The sequence below is a fragment of the Klebsiella sp. K-3 genome, assembly GCF_051207495.1.
Lineage (GTDB): Bacteria > Pseudomonadota > Gammaproteobacteria > Enterobacterales > Enterobacteriaceae > Klebsiella > Klebsiella aerogenes.
Genome location: NZ_JBPNXF010000004.1, coordinates 167,249 through 192,251, shown reverse-complemented (window position 1 = coordinate 192,251; position 25,003 = coordinate 167,249). Strand labels below are relative to the sequence as shown.

The 25,003-nt window shown below is 54.7% G+C and carries 23 protein-coding genes and 1 tRNA gene; 12 read left to right on the top strand and 12 right to left on the bottom strand.

Annotated elements, in window-relative coordinates; translation table 11 throughout:
* Positions 1-89 precede the first annotated feature (89 nt).
* Positions 90-2,078: a bifunctional tRNA (5-methylaminomethyl-2-thiouridine)(34)-methyltransferase MnmD/FAD-dependent 5-carboxymethylaminomethyl-2-thiouridine(34) oxidoreductase MnmC gene (mnmC, locus tag ACSEMK_RS07845; RefSeq protein ID WP_430914739.1), complete on the top strand. Its 1,989-nt coding sequence runs from the start codon at positions 90-92 to the stop codon at positions 2,076-2,078.
* 384 nt (positions 2,079-2,462) lie between these two features.
* On the opposite strand, the gene ACSEMK_RS07840 is transcribed toward mnmC, so the two are convergent.
* From ACSEMK_RS07840 to prmB, 6 genes are read right to left on the bottom strand one after another with little or no spacing between them, the layout of a single operon-like run.
* A complete protein-coding gene (locus ACSEMK_RS07840; RefSeq protein ID WP_045391507.1) occupies positions 2,463-2,744 on the bottom strand; it encodes a YfcL family protein in 282 nt (93 codons plus the stop codon).
* Positions 2,745-2,776: 32 nt separating this feature from the next.
* Complete coding sequence (locus ACSEMK_RS07835) at positions 2,777-3,325, bottom strand: elongation factor P hydroxylase (protein WP_430914738.1); 549 nt, start codon at positions 3,323-3,325, stop codon at positions 2,777-2,779.
* Complete coding sequence (locus ACSEMK_RS07830) at positions 3,325-4,134, bottom strand: sulfite exporter TauE/SafE family protein (protein WP_430914737.1); 810 nt, start codon at positions 4,132-4,134, stop codon at positions 3,325-3,327. The genes ACSEMK_RS07835 and ACSEMK_RS07830 overlap by 1 nt, the downstream gene beginning before the upstream one ends.
* The gene (gene mepA / locus ACSEMK_RS07825; RefSeq protein WP_430914736.1) at positions 4,134-4,958 is read right to left on the bottom strand and encodes a penicillin-insensitive murein endopeptidase; all 825 of its coding nucleotides are present in this window, start codon (positions 4,956-4,958) and stop codon (positions 4,134-4,136) included. Before mepA ends, ACSEMK_RS07830 begins: the two co-directional genes overlap by 1 nt.
* A gap of 3 nt (positions 4,959-4,961) precedes the next feature.
* On the bottom strand, positions 4,962-6,047 hold the full coding sequence (aroC, locus tag ACSEMK_RS07820) for a chorismate synthase (RefSeq protein ID WP_430914735.1): 1,086 nt from the start codon (positions 6,045-6,047) through the stop codon (positions 4,962-4,964).
* A 40-nt stretch (positions 6,048-6,087) separates the two neighbouring features.
* Positions 6,088-7,020: a 50S ribosomal protein L3 N(5)-glutamine methyltransferase gene (gene prmB / locus ACSEMK_RS07815; protein WP_026612250.1), complete on the bottom strand. Its 933-nt coding sequence runs from the start codon at positions 7,018-7,020 to the stop codon at positions 6,088-6,090.
* A 166-nt stretch (positions 7,021-7,186) separates the two neighbouring features.
* Between prmB and smrB the strand changes: the two genes are divergently transcribed.
* Positions 7,187-7,738 (top strand): endonuclease SmrB, encoded by a 552-nt coding sequence (smrB, locus tag ACSEMK_RS07810; protein WP_101705203.1) that lies wholly within the window; start codon positions 7,187-7,189, stop codon positions 7,736-7,738.
* A gap of 25 nt (positions 7,739-7,763) precedes the next feature.
* On the opposite strand, the gene sixA is transcribed toward smrB, so the two are convergent.
* The 4 genes from sixA to ACSEMK_RS07790 form a co-directional block, all read right to left on the bottom strand.
* Complete coding sequence (gene sixA / locus ACSEMK_RS07805; protein WP_045391518.1) at positions 7,764-8,249, bottom strand: phosphohistidine phosphatase SixA; 486 nt, start codon at positions 8,247-8,249, stop codon at positions 7,764-7,766.
* A 210-nt stretch (positions 8,250-8,459) separates the two neighbouring features.
* A complete protein-coding gene (gene fadJ, locus ACSEMK_RS07800) occupies positions 8,460-10,604 on the bottom strand; it encodes a fatty acid oxidation complex subunit alpha FadJ (protein WP_430914734.1) in 2,145 nt (714 codons plus the stop codon).
* Positions 10,604-11,914: an acetyl-CoA C-acyltransferase FadI gene (fadI, locus tag ACSEMK_RS07795; RefSeq protein WP_213316924.1), complete on the bottom strand. Its 1,311-nt coding sequence runs from the start codon at positions 11,912-11,914 to the stop codon at positions 10,604-10,606. The genes fadJ and fadI overlap by 1 nt, the downstream gene beginning before the upstream one ends.
* 159 nt (positions 11,915-12,073) lie before the next feature.
* Positions 12,074-12,358, bottom strand: coding sequence for a YfcZ/YiiS family protein (locus tag ACSEMK_RS07790; RefSeq protein WP_015706185.1), 285 nt, complete (start codon positions 12,356-12,358; stop codon positions 12,074-12,076).
* A gap of 371 nt (positions 12,359-12,729) precedes the next feature.
* Between ACSEMK_RS07790 and fadL the strand changes: the two genes are divergently transcribed.
* Entirely contained in the window at positions 12,730-14,052 is a 1,323-nt protein-coding gene (fadL, locus tag ACSEMK_RS07785) for a long-chain fatty acid transporter FadL (protein WP_045376989.1), read from the top strand.
* A 66-nt stretch (positions 14,053-14,118) separates the two neighbouring features.
* Here fadL and mlaA read toward each other — a convergent pair whose 3' ends face one another.
* Complete coding sequence (gene mlaA, locus ACSEMK_RS07780) at positions 14,119-14,880, bottom strand: phospholipid-binding lipoprotein MlaA (RefSeq protein WP_045376992.1); 762 nt, start codon at positions 14,878-14,880, stop codon at positions 14,119-14,121.
* A 247-nt stretch (positions 14,881-15,127) separates the two neighbouring features.
* On the opposite strand from mlaA, the gene ACSEMK_RS07775 reads away from it, so the two are divergent.
* From ACSEMK_RS07775 to ypdK, 8 genes are all read left to right on the top strand, one after another.
* Positions 15,128-16,039 (top strand): formate/nitrite transporter family protein, encoded by a 912-nt coding sequence (locus tag ACSEMK_RS07775; RefSeq protein ID WP_411325975.1) that lies wholly within the window; start codon positions 15,128-15,130, stop codon positions 16,037-16,039.
* A 74-nt stretch (positions 16,040-16,113) separates the two neighbouring features.
* Positions 16,114-16,185: transfer RNA gene (locus ACSEMK_RS07770), tRNA-Arg, on the top strand.
* Between the two features lie 499 nt (positions 16,186-16,684).
* Positions 16,685-17,176, top strand: a complete 492-nt coding sequence (locus ACSEMK_RS07765) for a WbuC family cupin fold metalloprotein (protein ID WP_087860085.1) — start codon at positions 16,685-16,687, stop codon at positions 17,174-17,176.
* A gap of 376 nt (positions 17,177-17,552) precedes the next feature.
* A complete protein-coding gene (locus ACSEMK_RS07760; protein WP_087860084.1) occupies positions 17,553-18,386 on the top strand; it encodes a hypothetical protein in 834 nt (277 codons plus the stop codon).
* 206 nt (positions 18,387-18,592) lie between these two features.
* On the top strand, positions 18,593-19,396 hold the full coding sequence (locus tag ACSEMK_RS07755; protein WP_430914732.1) for a MipA/OmpV family protein: 804 nt from the start codon (positions 18,593-18,595) through the stop codon (positions 19,394-19,396).
* Positions 19,397-19,553: 157 nt separating this feature from the next.
* Positions 19,554-20,009, top strand: a complete 456-nt coding sequence (locus ACSEMK_RS07750; protein ID WP_430914731.1) for a nucleoside deaminase — start codon at positions 19,554-19,556, stop codon at positions 20,007-20,009.
* A complete protein-coding gene (locus ACSEMK_RS07745; protein ID WP_430914730.1) occupies positions 20,009-21,202 on the top strand; it encodes a cyanate transporter in 1,194 nt (397 codons plus the stop codon). The genes ACSEMK_RS07750 and ACSEMK_RS07745 overlap by 1 nt, the downstream gene beginning before the upstream one ends.
* 365 nt (positions 21,203-21,567) lie before the next feature.
* Entirely contained in the window at positions 21,568-21,639 is a 72-nt protein-coding gene (gene ypdK, locus ACSEMK_RS07740) for a membrane protein YpdK (RefSeq protein WP_077777854.1), read from the top strand.
* Between the two features lie 44 nt (positions 21,640-21,683).
* On the opposite strand, the gene alaC is transcribed toward ypdK, so the two are convergent.
* Positions 21,684-22,922 carry an alanine transaminase gene (gene alaC, locus ACSEMK_RS07735; protein ID WP_087860080.1) on the bottom strand — a complete coding sequence of 413 codons (1,239 nt, stop codon included), beginning with the start codon at positions 22,920-22,922 and terminating at the stop codon, positions 21,684-21,686.
* A gap of 380 nt (positions 22,923-23,302) precedes the next feature.
* On the opposite strand from alaC, the gene ACSEMK_RS07730 reads away from it, so the two are divergent.
* On the top strand, positions 23,303-25,000 hold the full coding sequence (locus ACSEMK_RS07730; protein WP_045391561.1) for a sensor histidine kinase: 1,698 nt from the start codon (positions 23,303-23,305) through the stop codon (positions 24,998-25,000).
* The last annotated feature ends 3 nt before the right edge of the window (positions 25,001-25,003 follow it).

The window sequence follows — 25,003 nt, the reverse complement described above, 5'->3', positions numbered from 1 at the left end:
AAGTCCGATCAGCCATTTTGTGTATAAATTTGCGCCTTCTGGCACACATCGTTAAGATCGCGCTACGCCTTGTGATTCGAGTAACTTACGTGAAACAAAACGCCATACAACCCGCCAACCTGGAATTCAACGCTGAGGGTACACCTGTTTCCCGAGATTTTGACGACGTTTATTTTTCTAATGACAACGGTCTGGAAGAGACGCGCTACGTTTTTCTCAACGGCAACCAGCTTGATAGCCGTTTCCCAACCCACCCGCGTCCGCTGTTTATCGTCGCGGAGAGCGGCTTCGGCACCGGGCTCAATTTCCTGACGCTTTGGCAGGCGTTTGCTGTTTTTCGTCGCGATAATCCGCAGGCTACGCTGCAAAGATTACATTTCATCAGTTTTGAAAAATTTCCGCTGAAGGCCGACGACCTGCGCCTGGCGCACCAGCACTGGCCGGAACTGGCGCCATGGGCTGAACAGCTACAGGCGCAGTGGCCGCTGCCAATCGCTGGCTGCCACCGCCTGCTGCTCGACGATGGCCGCGTCACGCTGGATTTATGGTTTGGCGATATCAACACGCTTACCGACCAGCTTGATGATTCGCTCAACCGCCAGGTCGACGCCTGGTTCCTCGACGGCTTCGCGCCGGCGAAAAACCCGGATATGTGGACGCCGGGGCTGTTTTCCGCCATGGCGCGCCTGGCCCGCCCCGGCGGCACGCTGGCGACCTTTACCTCCGCAGGCTTCGTGCGCCGCGGGCTGCAGGAGGCCGGCTTTAGCATGCAAAAGCGCAAAGGCTTTGGCCGCAAGCGCGAAATGTTAATCGGCGAATTGACCGCTGACGTTCCGACGCTGGCGCGGACGCCATGGTTTGCCCGCAGCGGTAGTCAATCGCGCGAAGCGGCGGTAATCGGCGGAGGTGTCGCCAGCGCCCTGCTCTCGCTAGCGCTGCTGCGCCGCGGCTGGCAGGTGACGTTGTACTGCGCTGACGATGCGCCCGCCAGCGGCGCATCCGGCAATCGCCAGGGCGCGCTGTATCCGCTATTAAGCCAGCACGACCCTTCGCTGGCGCGCTTTTTCCCGGCGGCGTTCACTTTCGCGCGCCGCGTTTACGACGCGTTGCCAGTGGAATTCGATCATCAATGGTGCGGCGTAACCCAACTCGCCTGGGATGAAAAAAGCACGCAGAAAATCACCCAAATGCTGGCGTCAGATTTACCAGAAGAGGTCGCCCGCGCGGTAACGGCGGAGCAAGTTGCTGAACTTACCGGCGTTGATACCGGCTGCGGCGGCATCACCTATCCGGCCGGCGGCTGGCTGTGCCCGCAGCAGTTGACGGCAGAATTGCTGTCGCTGGCGGCGACGCAGGGACTACGCAGCCACTACGGTTATCCCGTCGAAACGCTCAGCGCGGAGGGCGACGGCTGGTTGCTCAATCAGCAGCATCGTCATCAGGCGGTAGTACTGGCGAACGGACATCGCCTGACTGATTTTGCCCAGACCGGGCAGTTGCCGGCTTATCCGGTCGGCGGCCAGGTTAGCCATATCCCCACCACGCCGGGGCTTTCCGCCCTGCGCCAGGTGTTATGCTATGACGGCTATCTGACGCCGCAGAATCCCGCGAATCAGCAACATTGTATTGGCGCCAGCTATCATCGCGGCAAGACGGATACCGATTTCAGCGCCGAAGATCAGTGGCAAAATCGCCAGCGCCTGATTGATTGTTTCCCGCAGGCGGCATGGGCAAAAGAGGTGGATGTTAGCGGCAACGACGCCCGCTGCGGCGTACGCTGCGCCACCCGCGATCACCTGCCGATGGTGGGCAACGTTCCGGATTATGAGAAAACGTTGACGCAGTACGCCACGCTTCACGAACAGCAGGAAAATGTCGACAGCGCGCCGGTCTACCACAATCTGTTTATGCTCGCGGCATTGGGATCACGTGGGCTGTGCACCGCGCCATTGAGCGCCGAACTGCTGGCCGCGCAGATGAGTGAAGAACCGCTGCCGCTGGATAGCGAAACGCTGGCGGCGCTAAATCCGAATCGGCTATGGGTGAGAAAACTGCTGAAGGGAAAAGCGGTAAAATAACGCCGGCTTGCGCTTTATCCGGCCTACGGTCCGTGCGGTCTGCCGTTAATTTATTCACTACGCTGGCTAAAACTGCCGGCGCTGGTGGCCTAAAAACCCCCGGTGGCGCTGCCGCTTACCGGGGCTACAGCGCTGTGCGATTTGGTAGCCCGGAGAAGGCGCAACGCGCCGCCTCCTGTGCGCTCTCTGCGCCACGGAAAACATATTGCAGAAGAATTAACCGGGAGCGCAAGATACTCTGGAGCGAAACGAGATAAATGCGTTCTCAAGATAAAAGTTGCAAACCGATAACAATATATACAGCCTGGTAGCCCCGGTAAGCGCAGCGCCACCGGGGAGAGTTTCCGGATGTCGGCTAACGCCTCATCCGGATGACATCATTTATCAGGCCTGATTTTTCGCCTGCTGGTACAGGTTATTCCACATCCCTTGCACCAGAATCTGATCCGGCGGCGACAGTTCGCCTGCGCTGATGGCCTTTTCCAGGCTGCTGGCGACTTTGTCGTTAATCGCCTGTGCCGAGTGCTCCCCTTCCCCTTCCAGCTCAGCCACCGCCAGCGTCAGGTGGCCGCGCAGATAACCGCCAGCAAACAGTTCGTCATCACTGGCGTGGTCTACCATATCGTCAATTAACGCCAGAATGCGTGATTCAAACTCCGCGATCATCGTCTTTCCTCTTTCATTTGTAGAACGTGGCTTTAGTGCAGGTCTTCCGGCCACGGAAATTGTTCTGCCGTCAGCGGCGGCGTTTGATAATACTGTTGCAGCGCGCGAATAAAGCGTGCCGGACGCTCAGGGATCCCCTCTTGCAGATAGGTCATCACCTGAGCATGCACTCGCCGTTGAAAGGCGATGCGGTCAGGCTCAAAGTCGCCTTCGAGGTTGTCGCAGCTGACGTTAAACGGAAATCCCGCCGCCGTGCAGAACAACCAGTCAAAAGCCTGTGGCTTGACCTCGACGTCTTCGAACTTGCTTTGCGTCATCGCATCGCGGCCGTCCGGGCAGTACCAGTAACCAAAATCCACCTGCTCGCGCCGCGCCTTGCCGGCGATACACCAGTGGGATATTTCGTGCAGCGCGCTGGCGTAAAAGCCGTGAGCAAACACGATCCGGTTGTATGGCACTTCGCTATCTGCAGGAAGATAGATCGGTTCGTCGTCGCCTTTAATCAGACGGATATTAAAATCATCGGCGAAGCAGCCGTCGAAGATCTCGACCAACTGCTGATAATGGTGTTGCTGTTGCATTAGAGAATTCCCAACCACTGCAAAATCTCAGCCCCGTGGCTGTCGTAAAGAAGTTTAGCGCTCATCACCGCGGAGACGATGACGATCATCGGCCGAATCAGCGACTGTCCTTTACTCAGCACCAGCCGCGAACCGGCGCGAGCGCCGATAAACTGTCCGGCCATCATCACAAAACCGGTGGCCCAAATCACTTTGCCGCCAATAATAAACAGCAGCAGGCCGCCAACATTAGAGGTGGCGTTTAGCAGTTTGGCGTGAGCGGTTGATTTCGCGAGATTAAACCCGGCGAGCGTCACAAAGGCCAGCGCATAAAACGAACCGGCGCCGGGGCCAAAAAAACCGTCGTAGAAACCCACGCTGCCGCCAGCGACCAGCGCGAACGGCAAGCCATACAGGCGACGCTGACGATCGGACTCCCCGAGCTTAGGCATCAGCAAAAAGTACAGCCCGATGCCAATCACCAGCAGCGGCAGGATTTGCTTCAAAATATCGGACTGCACGTGCTGCACCAGCAGCGCACCCGCCGTCGAGCCGATAAAAGTCATCAGAATATTGAGTTTCTGATCGGCGAGATTCACTACCTTGCGACGGATAAAATAGAGCGTCGCGGAAATGGAACCGCCGCAGGCCTGTAACTTGTTGGTCGCCAACGCCTGAGCGGGCGGCATACCCGCCGCCATCAGCGCCGGGACGGTTAACAACCCGCCGCCGCCGGCTAAGGAATCAATAAATCCGGCAAGAATCGCGACAAAAAAGAGCGCCACCAGCACCATTGGCGACACCATAAACAGCTCGGCAAAACTATCCATTAGAGAAGATGCTCATCCAGTAGCGCCTGGCAGGAAGGCGGCAGCGGAGGCGGCGTCTTCTTCACAGGTGGGGTTGACCCAGGTTTAGGCGGTTCAAACCAGCTTTGCAGCTCGGCTCCGCAGCCATCGCCAGCCGGCGGCGGCGCTTGATCTTCGCACTCGAGGCTGCCCACCGGGCAGCGCAGGCGCACGTGCATGTGGGCGCGATGCTGGAACCACGGGCGAACTTTGCGTAGCCATTGGCGATCGTTACCGGCATCGAAGCACAATTGCTGTTTGATAGCCGGATTGACGAAAATACGCGTCACATCGTTATCTTCCGCAGCCATTTTAATCAGGTTGCTGATTTGCGGGCTCCACAGTGAGGGTACCACCCGCTTGCCATCGCGGGCGACTAAGTCCAGCGCCTGTGGTTTCAGCAGTTGCGCGGAGGTCCAGCGGGTCTGCGGCAGTTGCAGGAAAATATCAACATCCAGGCCCGACTGATGGCTGGCGTGGCCGCCGTTAAAGCGCCCGCCGGCAGGCATGCCCATATCGCCAATCAGCACCGTCCCCATACCTTTATTGTGCGCCTGCAAACTCAGTCGCTGAATAAACTGCACGAGATCCGGGTGGCCGAAGTAGCGACGCTGATCGGTACGCATCACCTGGTAATCAGGGGAGTTCAGCGGTAGCGGCTGGGCGCCGACGATGCAGCCATTGGCAAACGCGCCAATAGACTGGGCGCTGCCGCTAATCGGCTGGGATATTTTCTGCCACGGCGTCGCCGCCAGGCTGGCGGTGCTGGCCAAAAGCGCCAGCAGTGCGATAACGGTATTTTTCATCGGTTACCAGCGTGGAATTGATGTCGTCACGTCGCCATTCTGCGCGCGTTGACGCATAAAGTGATCCATTAACACGATAGCCAGCATGGCCTCGGCGATAGGAACCGCGCGAATGCCGACGCACGGATCGTGACGCCCTTTGGTGATCATCTCGACTTCTTCGCCGAAGCGGTTAATCGTATGACCGGGAACGGTAATACTGGAGGTCGGCTTCAGCGCGATGTTAGCAACGATTTGCTGGCCGCTGCTGATACCGCCAAGAATGCCGCCGGCGTGGTTACTCTGGAAGCCGGCTTTGGTGATTTCGTCGCGGTTTTCGCTGCCGCGCAGTTTAACCACCTCAAAACCATCGCCGATTTCTACCCCTTTCACCGCGTTGATGCTCATCAGCGCGTGGGCGATATCGGCATCCAGGCGGTCGAATACCGGCTCGCCGAGACCCGGCGGTACGCCGTCAGCCACGACCGTCACCTTCGCGCCGATAGAGTCGCCCTCTTTTTTCAGGCCGCGCATCAGTTCATCCAGCGCGTCGATTTTATCCGGATCCGGGCAGAAGAATGGGTTCTGCTCAACCTGATCCCAGTCTTTGATAGCCAGCGGAATATCGCCCATCTGCGTCAGGCAGCCGCGGATTACAATACCGAATTTGGTCGCGAGGAATTTTTTGGCAATCGCCCCGGCCGCCACGCGCATCGCGGTTTCACGCGCAGACGAACGCCCGCCGCCGCGATAGTCGCGCAGGCCATATTTCTGCTCGTAGGTGTAATCCGCATGTCCCGGACGGAACACATCTTTGATAGCGCCGTAGTCCTGGGAACGCTGATCGGTGTTCTCAATCAGCAGGCCAATGCTGGTGCCGGTGGTCACGCCTTCGAAGACGCCGGAGAGGATTTTCACCTGGTCCGGTTCGCGGCGCTGGGTGGTGTAGCGCGATGTCCCAGGGCGACGGCGATCCAGGTCGTGCTGCAGGTCGGCTTCGGTCAGCGGAATGCCTGGCGGCACCCCGTCGACGATGCAGCCCAGCGCCAGGCCGTGCGATTCGCCGAAGGTGGTGACGCGAAAGAGTTGTCCAATTGTATTTCCTGCCATCACGGCTCCGTTCTTTTCGTTATGTTTGCGTGTTGTTTTTTTAGTCTTTATAAATGCCGAAATGCGCGCGCGCGTCAATGAGCTGCTGTTTAGTCAGCATAAAGACGCCATCACCACCGTTATCAAACTCAAGCCAGGTGAACGGCACGTCCGGGTACTGCTCCATCAGATGTACCATGCTGTTACCGACTTCACAAATCAGAATACCGTCATCGTTGAGGTAATCCGGCGCGCAGCCAAGAATACGGCGCGTCAGCTTCAGGCCATCGCTACCGGAAGCCAGACCCAGAACCGGCTCGTGCTCATATTCATCGGGCAGATCGGCCATATCTTCTTCATCAACGTACGGCGGGTTGGTCACGATCAGATCGTACTGCAGCTTTGGCAGATCGCGGAACAGATCGGAGCGGATCGGCGTAACCTGGTTAATCAGGCCATGTTCTTCAACGTTATGTTCCGCAACGGCCAGCGCGTCCGGGGAGATATCGACAGCGTCGACTTCGGCTTCCGGGAAGGCATAGGCGCAGGCGATGGCAATGCAGGCGCTCCCGGTACACATATCGAGAATATGCTGCGGTTTATGGTTTATCAGCCCGGCGAACTGGTTATTGATCAGTTCGCCAATCGGCGAGCGCGGTACCAGCACGCGCTCATCGACATAGAATTCATGTCCGCAGAACCACGCTTTGTTGGTCAGGTAAGCGACGGGAATACGTTCGTTGACGCGGCGAATCACGCGCTCGACGATACGATGTTTTTCGCTGGAAGTCAGGCGCGCGGTGCGCATATCTTCCGGTATATCTAACGGCAGGTACAGCGAGGGTAATACCAGCTGTACGGCCTCATCCCACGGGTTATCGGTACCATGACCGTACCAGATGTTGGCGGCGCTAAAACGACTTACCGCCCAACGCAGCATGTCCTGAATGGTCTGCAACTCATTGACCGCTTCATCAACAAAAATTTTATCCACGCAATCCTCCAGGGCACGCTCTGCTATAAATTCGGCGGCTAGTTTGCCACGACGGCGGCGATAAATCAGCATTCTTGCGCAGCCGGAGTGGGGAAAAATAGGTTTTCCTTGCCTGAAGCGCGGGCGAGTCGGGTAAACTAGCGAAAAGAAATAGTGAGATTGGGCAATGAAAAAGAAAACACCGCTAAGCGCGGAGGATCAGGCGCTGTTCCGCCAGCTAATGACCGGCACCCGGCAAATTAAACAGGACACTATCGTACACCGCCCGCAGCGCAAGAAGCTCAGCGAGGTTCCGCCTAAGCGATTGCTGCAGGAACAGGTGGATAACAGCCACTATTTTTCCGACGAATTTCAGCCGTTGCTCAATACGGAAGGCGCGATGAAGTACGTGCGCGCGGATGTCAGCCATTTTGAGCTGAAAAAGCTGCGCCGCGGCGACTATTCGCCGGAGCTGTTTCTCGATCTGCACGGTTTAACCCAGCAGCAGGCGAAACAAGAATTAGGCGCGCTGATTGCCGCCTGCCGCCGCGAACATATCTTCTGCGCCTGCGTGATGCACGGACACGGCAAACATATCCTCAAGCAGCAAACGCCGCTGTGGCTGGCGCAACATCCGCATATTATGGCGTTCCATCAGGCACCAAAAGAGTACGGCGGCGATGCCGCGCTATTAGTACTGATTGAAGTTGAAGAGTGGTTGCCGCCGGAGCTTCCGTAAGCGGAAGCTCCGAGGGGGGAAAGCCTTAGATGGCTTTCGCCATTCTCAAATTGCAGGGGCTCATCTGCCAGGTGAATTCGCCCTTGCCGTCGGCGTCGAGGGTGACGCAGGCAATCGCTGAAGTAGTAAACATCGGGGGCGTTTCCCCCGGGCACAGCTCTGAGACGAGGTACCCCACCAACGGCAGGTGTGAAACGACCAGCGCCGTTTTCACGCCTTCATTCGCCAGCGCCTGAAGGTAAGCGCTAACCATCCCAACATCGCCGCATGGCGTGAGTTCCGGCATCACGTCGACATCTTTCGGCAGGTTCATGCACTCCCCTACTATGTCCAGAGTTTGCTCTGCACGCAGGTAAGGGCTGACAAGCACCCGCTCAATATCCACTTTTTGACCTTTCAGCCAGGTTGCCATCTGACGAGATTCGTCACAACCGCAAACGGTTAAGGGACGAACGGAGTCACTGGCTGCATCGAGGGCAGCGTCGCCGTGACGCATGATAAAAACTTGCATATTGCACCGCTTTTGTTAACCAGAATCACCGCAACTCGCTCTGCGTAAACAATACGCAGGCGACCCGGTGGCCGGGCATTGTGCCTGATCCATCCAACGAATGAAACGCTGTTTTTTACCTCAATGGCGTAAGTATAGTCAATATTTGTTTACAAAACCGCCAATCAACAGCGCCAGCCAACGTTGGATTTACCTTCTTTTGACCATAACTTAGGTCGTCCGTTCACCAGTGGGCCAAAAGGTCGCCCCCTGCTCGGCCATGCGCAATAAGGTGTCGCACGGAGAAAAACGAGGGCCGTACTGTGCGGCCAGACGCTGCAAGATTGCGGCGACTTCACCCGCGCCGAGGCTATCCATATAGCGGAACGGGCCGCCGAGAAACGGCGGAAAACCTATACCAAAGACGGCGCCAATATCGCCATCACGCGCGCTACGTACGATCTGTTCATCAAAACAGCGCGCCGCCTCGTTGAGCATCATCATCACGCAGCGTTCAGCGACCTGCTGAGCAGACAAACGCGCCTGCGGACTTGCTACTGCCAATAATGGGTAAATAGCCGGGTCAGCCCGTTTTTTGCTTTTACGCCTTTTTGTCTCATAAAGATAGAAACCGCGATTATTTTTTCTCCCTTTGCGATCGTCCTTCAAAATCGCGTCAATGATGTTTGCAGGCGGGCTAAAACGTTCACCAAAAGCGCTCTCCAGTACCGGGATAATCTTAGTGCCGGTATCAATGCCGACTTCATCCAGCAACTGAATAGGTCCAACCGGGAAACCAAATTTTACCAATGCATTATCAATATGTTCGACCGGCTCACCTTCCAGCAGCAGGCGCATGGCTTCATTGATATAGGGCGCCAGAATACGGTTAACATAAAAACCGGCACGGTCGGCAACCACGATCGGCGTTTTCCCCTGCAACTTCGCCAGCTTCACCACCGTGGCGATGGTTTGCTCATCGGTCGTTGCGTGCGGGATAACCTCAACTAGCGGCATTTTTTCGACCGGGCTGAAAAAGTGCAGACCAATTACCTTCTCTGGCCGGGCGGCCTGAGCCGCGATCTCGCCGATCGGTAGCGATGAGGTATTGGAGGCAAAGATCGTCTGCGGCCCGCAGCATTGTTCGATCTCGCCCACCATCCGCTGCTTGAGCGCCAGATCCTCAAACACCGCTTCGATGACCACATCGCGATGGGCAAAGCCATGATAATCCGTAGCGCCGGAAATCAGCGCCAGCTGACGATCGCGTTCACTGGCGCGCAGATAGCGGCGACGCACCTGCTTATCCAGCAGATCCCAGCTGTACTTAAGCGCATGATTGATGCCTTTCGCCTGAATGTCTTTTATGCGTACCGGCAGCCCGCCTTTACAGGCGGTGACGTAAGCAATACCGCCCCCCATTAAACCGCCGCCTAGCACACCGATGCTATTCAGCGCAGCGGGGTCAGCCTCGGCGCCACGATCCTTTTTCAGATCGGTACTGGCAAAGAAAATAGAACGTAACGCTTGCGATTGCGGCGTCATCGCCAGTTCGCCAAACGCTCGCGCCTCTTCGGCGTAACCGCTGCTGCAGCCGTGCGCCAGCCCGTTTTCTATCACCTGTAAAATACGTTCTGCCGCCGGGTAATTACCCTGCGTTTTTTGCCGGGTCTTTTTCGCCACCATGCGGAACAGCAGCTGACGCCCCAGAGGCCCGGCAAGTACCCGTTCGCGCACCGATACAGTTCGGCTCGCCGGCCGGCCCTGTAGCGCCAGCTCAACCGCGGTCCGCAGCAATATCGATTGCGGGACAACATCGTCCACCAGCCCGGCTTTCAACGCCTGACGCGGACGCAATTGTTTACCGGTGAGGATCATTTCGAGTGCCGTACTGACGCCAATCAGCCGCGGCAGGCGTTGAGTGCCGCCGGAGCCCGGTAGCAACCCCAGTTGTACTTCCGGCAATCCCAAGCGCGTTTTATCATCATCGCTACAGACTCGCCCATGACAGGCCAGCGCCAGCTCCAGGCCGCCGCCAAGGCAGGCGCCGTGAATGGCGGCAATCACCGGGATAGAAAGCGCGTTGATCTCGGCCATGATCTGCTGGCCCTGGCGCGCCAGCGCTTCGGCTTCTGAGGCGCTGGTACAACGAGCAATCATGTTGATATCCGCGCCGGCGATAAAGTTGTCGGGTTTAGCGGAGATAAATACGGCGCCGCGCAGCGCTTTGTTCTCACGGAGCTGACGGATAATCGTCCGCACTTCGCCGCCGAACTCGGCTTTCAGGGTATTCATCTTTTCGCCGGGCGCGTCGATGGTGATAACGGCGATATTATCCGGGCGAATTTCAAGCGTAAAAGCTGTTGCCGCTTCCATTATTCGGCCTCCAGAACCATAGCGGAACCTAAACCACCCGCCGCGCAGGCGGTAACCAGACCAAATCCGCCGCCGCGGCGCCGGAGTTCATGCAGCGTCTGGGTGATCATGCGCGCACCGGTCGCCGCGAAGGGGTGTCCGTAGGCGATGGAACCACCCAGCACGTTGAACTTGCTGGCATCGACTTCCCCGGTCGCCTGCGGGCGCCCCAGAACCTCCCGGGCAAAACGATTGCTGGCTAAACATTGTAGATTCGCCAGCGTCTGCGCGGCGAAAGCTTCATGCATATCAATTAGCGTAAGGTCTGCAAGGGTAATTCCCGCCCTATCCAACGCCAGCGGAGTCGCCCACGCAGGGCCCAGCAGCATATCCTGCCAGACATCAATAGCGGTGAAAGCATAGCTACGCAGATAGCCCAGCGGCGTTAACCCCAGCTCTTTGGCCCGGGATTCGGTCATCATGATCACCGCGGCGGCGCCGTCGGTAAGCGGCGTACTGTTTGCCGCCGTGACGCTACCGTGTTTACGATCGAACGCCGGACGTAACTTTTGGTAATCCGCCAGGGTTGAATTTTTACGAATATTGTTGTCCTGCTCCAGCGGCTCGCGATAAGGCGGTACATAGGCCGTCATCACTTCACTGGCCAGTTTGCCCTCTTCCCAGGCGCGGGCGGCAAGCTGGTGTGAACGCAGCGCCAGCGCGTCCTGATCTTCACGGCTAATGCCCCAGGTTTTCGCCATCTGCTCAGCGGTGTCGCCCATCCGCAGGCCGGTTGAGTATTCCGCAACCGCAGGCGGCACCGGTAAAAGATCGCGCAGGCGCAGGCGGGAAAAGAGTTTTAGCCGTTGGCCAAGGGTGCGCGCTTTATTGGCATCCACCAGGGTACGGGCCAGTTTTTTACTCACGCCGATGGGGAGAACGGAGGAGGAATCAGCGCCGCCGGCAATGCCCGCGCGGATAGTGCCGGCCATCAGGCTTTCGGCAATATTGGCTACCGCCTGGAAACTGGTGGCGCAAGCGCGGCTGACGCTATAGGCGTCGGTATGCACATTCATTCCGGTGCCAAGGACAATTTCTCGAGCAATATTCGGCGCTTCCGGCATCTGCACGACCTGGCCAAAAACCAGCTGTTCAATCACTTCCGGGGGAACTTCACTGCGCGCCAGCATTTCGCCGACGACCATTTTTCCCAGATCAACGGCCGGAACGCCGTGATACGCCGTCGCTTGACGGGCAAATGGGGTACGTAAACCGCTGACAATGGCAATGCGATCGCCCTGACGGGTGATAAGCGGTAATGCCTGACTCATAACTCTCCCCTGTTAACCGATAAAACCAAGTGGTCTGACCTGATAACTAGTCTTAACTAATTTTTTACATTAAGCCAATCGGGGAAGAGAAAAAGTGGGAGCCAAAACACATTGAATAGAAAAGATAACGCCTCTGGAAAGAGGCGTTACGAGAGAGGATTAACGTAAACCCAGCTGGAAGATCAGCGATTCCGCTTCGCAGCTAAAAACAAAATCGATATTCAGCTGCACGCCGCCGTCAACGTCGGTGAACGTCGAGTTAATTTTGCACGGTTCAGACTCCACATTGCGGGCTTTTTCGCTCAGCGCGGCGAGCGTCGCTTCCGCTTCAGCGCGGTTAGCAAACACGCGGCTGTAGGAGGCGGTGCAGTCGGTGTTGTCCACAATGGTGCCAACATCCATACAGCAGCAAACCGGGGTTTCATCAGCGCTACATTTACTCATCGTAGATTTCCTCTGTATATGCACCTTCGGTGCCAGACAAATAATGCGCGTATTTTACGCCCGCCCTCGTTCGCCCTCCAGTTGTTAATGGCAGGAAAACGTTTAAGTGACAGAAATCACACTTAAAAATGATCCAAAACAAAAATGCCCCAAATTGGATATGACGCACCGGGGCAATTTTGCCAGCTGGATCGCGTTTCTGTTATCACAATTGAAAAATCTTATAAACAAACTTGCAACAACTCATCTGGTCAGACCTATACTCAGGCCACTGGTCTGATTTCTCTGTCGTAAAGCAGACCCTACACTTCGCGCTTCTGTTACGACATGTAACATAGTTTAAATAAAAATAACTCAATGAGGTTATGGGCATGAGCCAGAAAACCCGCTTTACCCAATCTGCCCTTGCAGTGGCTGTAGCACTTGTTTCAACCCAAGCCTGGTCCGCAGGATTCCAGTTAAATGAATTCTCTGCATCCGGCCTTGGTCGTGCCTATTCCGGTGAAGGGGCAATCGCTGACGATGCGGGCAACGCCAGCCGTAACCCCGCGTTAATCATGATGTTTGACCGCCCGATGATGTCGGCAGGCGCCGTCTTCGTCGACCCGGACGTTAATGTATCTGGTACCTCGCCGACCGGTAAAAGTCTGAATGCAGACAATATTGCCCCAACGGCATGGGTACCAAACTTCCACTTTGTTTCGCCAATTAACGATCAGTTTGGTTGGGGCGCATCTATTACCTCTAACTATGGTCTCGCGACTGAATTCGCTGATGACTATGCTGCCGGCAGTATGGGTGGTAAAACCGATCTCACCACCGTTAACCTCAATTTAAGCGGCGCCTATCGCCTGAACAGCAACTGGAGCTTTGGTTTAGGGTTTGATGCGGTGTATGCGAAAGCGAAAATCGAACGCTACGCCGGTGATTTAGGACAGATCGTTGCCGGTTCCGGCAAGCTGCCGCCAGCGCTGGCGGGCCGGGTCTCGCAGATCCCTGCCGACACTCAGATTGCGCATTTGAACGGCAACGAATGGGGCTTCGGCTGGAACGCCGGTATCCTGTATGAGCTGGACAAAAACAACCGCTACGGTTTCACCTACCGCTCTGAAGTTAAAATCGACTTTGACGGCAACTATAAGAGCGATCTGCCGTCCGCGTATAACCAGATCCTCGGCAACTTCGGTCTACCGGCCGGTACCGATGGCCGTACCACTAACGGCGCGCTGACCCTCAATCTGCCGGAGATGTGGGAGCTGTCGGGTTATAACCGCGTCGCGCCGCAGTGGGCGGTTCACTATAGCCTGACCTACACCAGCTGGAGCCAGTTCCAGGAGCTGAAGGCCACCGGCAGCAATGGCCAGACGCTGTTCTATAAAGATGAAGGCTTTAAAGATGCTTATCGCATCGCGCTGGGTACCACCTATTATTATGACGATAACTGGACCTTCCGTACCGGTATCGCCTTCGATGATAGCCCGATCCCGGCTGGCACCCGCTCCATCTCTATCCCGGATCAGGATCGCCTGTGGCTGAGCGCCGGTACCACCTACGCGTTCAATAAAGATGCTTCAGTGGATGTTGGTGTCTCTTACATGCACGGTCAGCACGTAGAAATTAAAGAAGGTCCTTACACCTTCCGTTCTGAAGGTACCGCCTGGCTGTACGGCGCGAACTTCAACTACCGCTTCTGATAAGCAAACGATATAAAAAAAGGGTGAACATCATGTTCACCCTTTTTCTTTTCTGACCCGCGTGGATTACTGCGAATCGATATCTTTCAGCTCATCCTGAATCGCCTGCGCGTTCGGGTTATCTGCCGGTGTCAGCTTACCGCCGTTGGCGATAAAGTCGTGCCGCTGGAAATAGGCTTCACGCATCAGGATGTACGGATCGGAAGACTGGCGCAGCAGGCCGTCGGAATCCAGCAGCTGAGCGCGGGTTTCAATCCCTTCTACCGCCCATTTACCGATGGACATCGGCCAGGTCAGCCAGGAGAGTACCGGATACAGACCATCGGCCATATCGCCGCCCTCATCACGTAGGGTAAAACTGCCGTAGAACGGTAACTGTACGTACGGGCCGTAGCCCACGCCGTAGTGGCCCAGCGTGCTACCGAAACGATGCGGTTCAACGCGCTGCAGCTGCGGGTTCGCCATACCGGCCACGTCGATCAAGCCGCCCATCCCAAGAATGGTGTTAAGGAAGAAGCGAGTGAAATGCACCATGCCTTTATAGGGATCGCCCTGCAGGAAGGAGTTGACCATTACCGCCGGTTCTTCAAGGTTGCTGGTGAAGTTGCTTAAACCATTACGCGCCGGTTGCGGCACATAATCACGCCAGGCGACGGCAACGGGGCGCAGTACATAAGGATCAACGACATTAAAGTTGAAGTTGAACATGGTACGGTTAAACCCTTCAAGCGGATCTGAACGCCCCTGCGACCGATCGTCAGTGCTGGAACTGGCGCATCCCACCAGCAATGTGGCGCCAAGCGCAAGCGCCGACAGGCGATAATTCATAGGTTTCTCCCTGTTAATTCTGGCTATCGCTGGAGGCATCCGGGACGGCGCCCCCATTAGCATTTTATCGTTGGGTAGCTGCTTTCAGCATAGCCTTCTTTGGCATCAATGTAGCTTCCCGATTCTATACATATTTTGCAATATTCGTATTGCTATTCTTGCCATTGCGCTGAATTTAGGAGCATATCCTGTGCCGCCGCGCTGATTTCTCTCTACGCTTAGTAACAAATACAAAGGGAGAGCAGCCATGACCCGACAAAATACCGCCACCGGCACACATGATAGCGATGAACGAGAAGTTGAAAGCGAAGAGAAGCAACATGGCGAGAAAATAGAAGTGGATGAAGAGCGTCTGCCTTCGCAGGCAATGGCTACACATGAGGTGATTCGCCAGGAGGGTGAAAAGGAGCTCGAGCGCGATGCTATGGCGCTACTGTGGTCAGCGATTGCCGCCGGCTTATCGATAAGCGCCTCGCTGGTCGCCAAAGGAATTTTTCACGTTCACCTCAGCGCCCTGCCCGGTGGTTATCTGCTGGAGAATTTGGGATACACCTTTGGCTTTATTATCGTCATTCTCGCCCGCCAGCAGCTGTTTACGGAGAATACCGTCACCGCCGTACTGCCGATTATGCATAAACCCAGCGCCGGTAATATTGCGCTATTGCTGCGCCTGTGGGGCGTGGTGTTATTAGGTAATTTACTGGGTGGGGCTATCGCCGCCTGGGCGTTTAATATCATGCCGATTTTCGATGACGCCACTCGTGAGGCGTTTAACAGCATCAGCCAGAAAGTAATGGAAAACACGCCAACCGAAATGTTTGCCAACGCGATTATTTCCGGCTGGCTGGTGGCGACAATGGTCTGGATGTTCCCGGCAGCCGGCTCGGCGAAAGTCATCGTCATCATCCTGATGACCTGGCTGATTGCGCTGGCGGATACCACGCATATCGTCGTCGGCAGTGTGGAAATTTTCTATCTGATTTTCAGCGGCGCCCTGCCCTGGCAGGAGTTCTTCTGGCCGTTCGCGCTGCCGACGCTCGCCGGCAACATTTGCGGCGGCACCTTTATCTTCGCCCTGCTAAGCCACGCCCAGATTCGCAACGACATGACCCAGGAACAGAAAGCCAAAGCGAAGGCCGAAGCAGATAAAAAGGGCTAAACGGCTGCAAATTAAGCAATTAATCGCAATGCGCTTAACGGGCGGCGGAAAAAACGCTATAATCCCGCCGCCTTGTCCCCTTAGTTAAATGGATATAACGAGCCCCTCCTAAGGGCTAGTTGCAGGTTCGATTCCTGCAGGGGACAATCCTAACGATTACCCCTCTGCCAGTTCCCCCCTCAAAACCCACGTCACATAAGACTTAACGCCAAATTCCACGCATACGCATTTCTACGGAACAGCATCTTAAACACACATAAAAGTGTCCCTGATTGTTACCCTTTACCTGTTAAAACTTCAGGAGGGACACTTATGCCCTTAACCATCTTAGAGATAAAAAACCGCGTTACCACGGAAGAAGGAATACATCATTTATTCCCCGTTTTTTATGCCACACACCTTCGCCAACAAGAAAAGAATAATGATTGAGATGAGATAAAATTAAGCAACACCACTGCAAAAATAAGAAATCACTTAAATATATTCATCAATATGAAATTGATGAATCACCCTATGCTAATGGCGCTGAATGTGCATAATCAGGCAACCGGGAGAGGAATCTGCGCTGTTTCGCGCAAAACTCCCGATACCTGAGTCGTGCCAACGGGCGTAAGCCTTTGTTATCAGTTTTAGCAGGCGGTATACATGAAACAAATCACCATCAGTGATATGCAGCAGCAGAGCGCAGCAGCAGCCGCGGCTCCCCGTCTACGGGCGCATCGGAATTTTCATCCAGAATTAAGCGATCCGGTACAGCGTCTGGCCATTGCCATGGAGCCGGGAACCTACATTCGCCCACACCGTCATCCTCATACTTTTGAGCTGCTACTGCCGTTAAGCGGCCGTTTTGTGGTGCTGAACTTCGATGAACAAGGCACCGTGACCCAGCGTGTAGTACTAGGCGAAGAGTGCACGGCGCTGGAAATGGCGGCCGGCACCTGGCATGCGGTATTGTCGCTCGATCGCGGCGGTATCATCTTTGAAGTCAAGCACGGAGGCTATCAGCCGGTAGCCGAACAGGATTCCGCGCCATGGGCGCCAGCCGAAGGCGCGCCGGGTACCGAGGAATTAATGGCGTGGTATGCCACGGCGCAGGTAGGGGATGGCGGTTTTACTCTCCAGAAGAGCGCCCGCTAATTTGTGCCAGCGATGATTATTATAAAAAGGCGCTGCGGCGTCTTTTTTTATCGATACAATCATTAACATCTAACGCATTCAGTTTTAGAGTAATTTATTATAGTTTACATTGTCTTTATCGTTAATTAAGCATTACTCTATTTGTTATTTATAAAATAGTGATTATAATCATCCGCAGAGGGTATTTTAACCACCACCCTCCATCGTATAAATGTTCCAAATCGTGAACATACATTCCCCTGATGAATAGTTTCTGATAAAAAGGGTTGTGTAGCAAAATAACAACGCTCGCGTTATGTTAATCAGAAACGCAGACCATTAAAAACATTTATATTAAATTAATGCCATGAATAAGATAGAAAGAAACATTTGGAAGTTGAACAATCTCCCACCGCTGGAGTATTGCTCTATCGCTCGTGCGCAAAAACTCCTGCAGTGCGAACTGGAAGATTTACTTCACTGGCACGATATCGGCGCTATCAGCCTGTGCCTGAAACTGAAAAAGAATCGCGGCACGCTCAATAGCGCCCTGACCCGGAATCAGGGGGTTGGCGACTCGTCATATGGCTACGGCGGTTTTGATGATATTACCAAAGCCAATAAGCCCTGGTCTCAGCACTCTAAAATAAACAATATCATCACCCTGAATGAAAATGTGTCGGTCATTGATGCCGATCACGACAGCGCCATTGCCAAAATTAAGCTCAACGTTTCCGTTTCTGGTTTATGGCACACTCACTCAAGAAATTTAATGGATGTGCTGGAGAATCCGGATAACATTCAGCAAGAAGAAACGCTTAGCATTATCTCCCCGGCTAAAAACGTCATCTACTGCAATTTCATTCCTGATAATGATGATAAGCCAACGATTGAGCTCAGCAAGCTGTACATTACCAGCAAAGAAATTGAAAAAATTTACGAGCACACCATCAGCAGTCGTCCGCTTGAGTATTCTGAAGCTGCGATGAATTCATATAATGAAAAAACCATTAACGAGCCATCAACGCCGCCACAGAATAAACTGCTGCTCGAATTCATTAATTATATCATTCAATCGAATCCCGCCTTTAACCGCGACCTGCTTAACGCGACAGAAAGCAGTAAACAGCTCGCTTTTAAATCCATTATGGAAAAATTAAAAAAAGAAGGCATCGTCACCAACGAAAATCATTCGATGGCTTCACTCTCTGAACTGATTCTTAATTCATAACATTCATTTTTTGTGCGGATTATTCACGCGAATAATCCGCCATTATGGATAGTGTCGATACTGGCTCACTCTGCTTTCCCCCCAAAAGCAAAACAGAAAAAGTACGATAAAAAACAAAAAATCTCCCCCTACCGCATTCGCTATCGTCTATTGTTTATCATGCTCGATTCACATCGACTTCATCATCCCGTGCCAACTATGAGCCCATGCTGAAACTATCCCGATATCCCATAGCCATTCTCGGTTCGCTTGCTTTGTATTGTGGTGCCACCCGCGCTGAGGTCGACCTCGGCTCGATCGACATTTTTTCCGCCGATAACCCGAATAGCCCGGTACCCAAAGGTTGGGTTCTCGGCGGCGCCGCGATTAGCGGTACCGCGCGCTACCAAAAGCAGGACAATGAAACCCACTTTATTCCCGGAGGATTGTATTTTGGCGACCAGTTAATGTATCTGGGCGATCGCGCCCGCTACTATTTTCATCTTGATGACAATATCGCGCTTTATGGCTACGGGCGCTGGCGTTTCGGTAATTTAGATCCCAGCGACGATGCGGCATTCAAGGGAATGGACGAGCGTAAAGGCGAGCTGGAGGGCGGTATTGGCGCTACCTGGATCACGCCATACGCGCTGATAAGCGCGCGCATCAGTTCCGATATCAGCGGCCGCAGCAACGGCCAGGAGCTGCTGTTATGGGCCGATTTCCCGATCGTTAAAGACAATCTGCTGGTGATGCCCGGTATGGGGCTGATGGTGCGTAGTCATAACATGGCGAACTACTATTTTGGCGGCGTCTCTGCGGGCGAGGCAACGCCCGAGCGCCCGCAGTGGGATACCGGCACGACGGTATCGCCAATGGTCGCCATCATAACCAGCTACCGCTTTAGCCCGCATTGGGTCGGTATGGTGGCGGCAAACTACGAACGCTATGATGACGATATCGTCGATAGTCCCATTGTCCAGCACAGCGGCGAGCTGTATGGCATCCTCGGCGTCGGATATACTTGGTAGAACACCCGGGTATTTCTCAATCCATAAGTTAATCTGATTAACTCAATTATAAATAAGTCTTTTAGCTTATGGCATCAGCTCGCTACCCTGTAGCAGAATTCAATCTCCAGCCTGCCGCCGATTGAGTTCTTCTACCCGACCTCTACAGGAGCCGCTCATGTCTACTCATGCTAACCATCTTCAGCGCGCCATTACGCTTGCTGCCAAAAATGTTGAAAACGGTGGCCGCCCATTCGGCGCCGTCGTTGTGCGCCACGGTGAAGTCATTGCCGAAGCGGTGAATACCTTGCACCAGAGCGGCGATCCTACCGCGCACGCTGAACTCAATGCCATCCGCGACGTTTCCTTACGTCTGGGCAATCAGGTATTGCGCGAATGCGTGGTTTACGCCAGCGGACAACCCTGCCCGATGTGTCTGAGCGCGATGTATTTAACCAGCGTGCGCGAAGTCTATTTTGCCAACAGCAATGAGGATGGCGAGCGCTTCAATCTCTCTACCGCCGCTATCTATCAGCAATTGCAGCAGCCGTTAGACAACCAATCACTCCCCATACACCATTGCCCGCAACCCGAAGGGTTGGCCCTGTATCAGTGCTGGGCGAGTAAAGCGTAATGAGCCAGACGCAACGCAATATGCTGACGTTATATGTGCTGGTGCTGATCGGCATTAATATGCGCCCGCTACTGACCTCGATAGGTCCATTACTGCCACAACTGCAGCGAGCAACCGGCATGAGCTTTACCCTGGTTTCACTGTTGACCGCGCTTCCGGTCGTCGCGATGGGCGTGCTGGCGCTCGCTGGTGGATGGATTAATCGCCACGTTAGTGAAAACCGCAGTATCGCGTTAAGTCTGCTGGCGATTGGTATTGGCGCAATCCTGCGCGAGCTGACGCCGCAAAGCGGCCTGCTGCTTAGCAGCGCGCTGCTCGGCGGGATTGGCATCGGCGTGATTCAGGCGATTATACCCAGCGTCATTAAACGTCTTTTTCATCGCCGCACGCCGCAGGTGATGGGATTGTGGTCGGCGGCGCTGATGGGCGGGGGCGGGCTTGGCGCCGCGATCACTCCCTGGCTTGCGCAGCATAGCGCGCTCTGGCACCACGCGCTGGCGTGGTGGGCGCTACCGGCTCTGGCCGCGGTCATTGGCTGGTTGCCGCTCTGCAAAATGCTGCCCGCCGCGCCGGTTGCCACATCGGCGCAAACCGCGCCGTCGGTCTTTCGTCACCACCGGGCCTGGACGCTTGGCCTTTATTTCGGGCTGATCAATGGCGGCTACGCCAGCCTGATTGCCTGGTTACCACCCTATTATATGCAGCTTGGCCACAGCGCTCAGTTTAGCGGCACGCTTCTGGCGTTGATGACCGTCGGCCAGACCGCCGGCGCGCTGGTACTACCGATGCTCGCTCGCCATGAAGATCGCCGTAAGCTGCTGATGCTGGCGCTTGCGCTACAACTGTTCGGGTTCTGCGGTTTCATCTGGTGGCCACAACAATTGCCGCTGTTGTGGGCCGTGAGCTGCGGCGTAGGACTGGGCGGCGCCTTCCCGCTATGTCTGGTGCTGGCGCTGGACCATTCGCCGCAGCCTGCCGTCGCCGGTAGACTGGTGGCGTTTATGCAGGGCATCGGTTTTATTATCGCCGGGTTATCGCCGTGGCTTTCAGGCCTGCTACGAAGCCTGAGCGGAAACTACCAGCTAGACTGGGAATTCCATGCCATCTGCGTTTTCCTCTTAATGGCGCTTACCTTGCGTTTTGTTCCCGCACGTTATCCGCATCAATGGCGCGCGCCGACGGCCGCCCGCTAACCTCATCGTTTAGGGTGCAGAAAGTGATTTCTGCCCCTCTTCGCCAATAGAAAAAATCCCAAAATCAAATAACTACAGAATGTCAGGGTATTACTTAAAATCTTCGTCGCCGTAATTGAATTTATTACCGAATGAAATTAATGTGTCGCCTATTCACGACAGTCGTAAGTAACTAAAAATTAATAAAAAAATGGATCTTGTTTCCACCATTTTTTAAGCGTACATTAGCGCCATCTGGAGCAGTTGACGCACAGAATTTCGGACTGCCGCAGTCGCCAGAATAGTCTGGTTTTATCTGCGACAATCCTGCGAGGGTTAAAGTTAAATTCATTTAGGCGTTTCGCCAAAATGCGGAGTGACATGTCGTGAAATACTTTTTGATGGGAATTTCTTTTATGGTCATCGTTTGGGCCGGTACCTTCGCCCTGATGATTTAACCTGCTATGCAGTAAAGAGATGGGAGCCAGACGGCTCCCATTTTTTATTCGTGATGTTCAGCTACCGTTTTACTGGCTGCCGGTAGCAGTCCATCGGCGCGGAACATGGATTTGATGCCGCGAATAGCCTGCCGGATACGATCGCGATTTTCGATCAATGCGAAACGCACATGAGTATCGCCATAGTCGCCAAAGCCGATTCCCGGCGAGACGCACACTTTGGCCTCCTGCAGTAGCTTTTTGGCGAACTCCAGCGAGCCCATCGCCGCATATTGCTGCGGAATTTTGGCCCACACGTACATTGACGCTTTCGGGCATTCAACCATCCAGCCGGCTTCATGCAGCCCTTTCACCAGCACATCACGGCGACGTTTATATTGTTCCGCAATATCACGCACGCACTGCTGATCGCCTTCCAGCGCGGCAATCGCCGCCACCTGCAACGGCGTAAAGGTACCGTAGTCATGGTAACTTTTAATGCGGGCCAGCGCGTTAACCAGCGTTTTATTCCCCACCATAAAGCCGATACGCCAGCCAGCCATGTTGTAGCTTTTTGACAGGGTGAAGAATTCGACCGCCACATCGCGCGCCCCGGGCACCTGCATAATCGACGGCGCTTTCCAGCCATCGTAGACGATATCGGCGTAGGCCAGATCGTGCACCACCAGCACGTCATAGCGTTTCGCCAGCGCCACCACCTTCTCGAAGAAATCGAGCTCGACGCACTGCGCGGTTGGGTTAGACGGGAAGCCCAGAATCATCATTTTTGGCTTCGGATAACTCTCGCGGATCGCGCGTTCCAGTTCATTGAAGAAATCCACGCCTTCCACTAGCGGGACGGAACGGACCTGCGCCCCGGCGATAACCGCACCGTAAATATGAATCGGATAGCTGGGGTTTGGCACCAGCACCGTATCACCGTGATCGAGCGTCGCCAGCATCAAATGCGCCAGCCCCTCTTTCGAACCAATCGTCACGATGGCTTCTGATTCCGGGTCGATATCGACGTCATAGCGCTCCTGGTACCAGCGCGAAATCGCGCGGCGCAGACGAGGAATACCGCGAGAAGTAGAGTAACCGTGGGTATCCGGACGCTGGGCGACGGTACACAGTTTTTCAACAATATGCGGCGGCGTGGCGCCATCCGGGTTGCCCATACTGAAATCGATAATATCTTCGCCGCGCCGACGCGCAGCCATTTTCAGTTCGGCAGTGATGTTAAAAACATACGGAGGGAGACGATCGATACGCGTAAAACGGCGTTCAGGACTGAATTCAGCCATAGATTCCTCAGATTAACGTTAGCGCCCGGACCGTCCGAGCGACGCGGCCACCGATGTGGCTCGCTTAGAAAATAACCTGAAAAAAAACACGCTGTCGAGAGGGTTGATAAAAAATAATCGCCCACGCATAAACGGGTCATCCCGCATCGGTATGCGGCAGAACGTTTTCCCAATATGAGCGCGGCTTAAATAAACAATCAACATATTGATATCATTTATAATACTCAAATGTATCATCGTTACTCATCAACGCCCTGATAGCTGGAGTGAGCGACTTATCCCCTTTAATTTTTATGCTTGTTCCTCATTTATCTCTGCTGCTAGCCTTCTGGCGTGAGGTTTTCTATCATATTGCTTTCCCGCGAATCCTGGGCGCATCCATGCACGATATATTTAATATGCTGCTGGCGGTTTTTGACCGCGCGGCATTAATGCTCATTTGCCTCTTTTTTCTTATCCGCTTACGCCTGTTCCGCGAACTGCTGCATAAATCGGCACATACGCCTCGCGAGTTGCTGGCGGTCACCGCCATTTTCTCCATGTTTGCGCTATTTAGCACCTGGTCCGGCGTTCCGGTAGAAGGTTCGCTGGTTAACGTACGGATTATCGCGGTGATGTCCGGCGGGATCCTGTTTGGGCCGTGGGTCGGCGCGATTGTTGGCGTGATTGCCGGCGTACACCGCTATCTCATTGATATTGACGGCGTGACTGCCATCCCCTGCTTTATCACCAGTATTGTCGCCGGGTTACTTTCCGGGCTTATCAACCGCAAAATCCCGAAAGCCCAGCGCTGGAAGGTGGGGATTCTGGCCGGGATGCTGTGCGAAACGCTAACCATGATCCTCGTGGTGCTGTGGGCGCCGACGCTGGCGTTGGGGATCGATATTGTCTCCAAAATCGGTATTCCGATGATCCTTGGCAGCATCTGCATCGGTTTTATTGTTCTGCTGGTCCAAAGCGTGGAAGGCGAGAAAGAAGCCAGCGCGGCGCGCCAGGCAAAACTGGCGTTGGATATCGCCAACAAAACGCTGCCGCTGTTCCGCCACGTCAACAGCGAATCGCTGCGCCAGGTTTGCGATATCATTCGCCGGGACATCAATGCCGACGCGGTCGCGATTACCACCACTGACCGGGTGCTGGCCTACGTTGGCTACGGGGAAAATAACTATAACGATCGCAACAACGATATCAGCCCTACCACCCGCAAAGCCATTGAAAGCGACACCATCATCATTAAAAACAACGATGAAGCCTACAGAACGCCGGAGATCCACTCCATGCTGGTGATTCCGCTACGCGAGAAAGGCGTAGTGACCGGCACGCTGAAAATTTACTACTGCCACGCGCATCGTATAACCTCCTCGCTGCAGGAGATGGCGATCGGCCTGTCGCAAATTATCTCCACCCAGCTTGAGGTCTCGCGGGCCGAACAGCTGCGTGAAATGGCCAATAAAGCGGAACTACGCGCCCTGCAAAGTAAAATTAATCCCCATTTTCTGTTTAATGCGCTTAACGCCATCTCCTCTTCCATCCGCATGAATCCGGATACCGCGCGACAGTTGATTTTCAATTTATCGCGCTATTTACGCTATAACATTGAGTTAAAAGATGACGAGCAGATCGACATCAAGCGCGAGCTGTACCAAATTAAGGATTATATCGCGATCGAGCAGGCCCGCTTCGGCGACAAGCTGACGGTGATTTATGATATTGACGAAGAGGTCAGCTGCGTCATCCCCAGCCTGCTGATTCAGCCTCTGGTAGAAAACGCCATTGTCCACGGCATTCAACCCTGTCGGGGCAAGGGCGTGGTGACCATCGCCATCAACGAATGCGGAAACCGGGTGCGCATTAGCGTGCGGGATACCGGTAACGGTATCGACCCGGCGGTGGTGGCCCGCGTCGAAGCCGACGAGATGCCGGGCAATAAAATTGGCCTGCTGAATGTTCATCATCGGGTGAAACTGCTCTACGGCGAAGGGCTGCATATCCGCCGCTTGACGCCGGGAACGGAGATTGCGTTCTACGTCCCCAACCAGCACGCCCCGGCGACTGAACCGGTATCGCTGTTGCCATGAGCG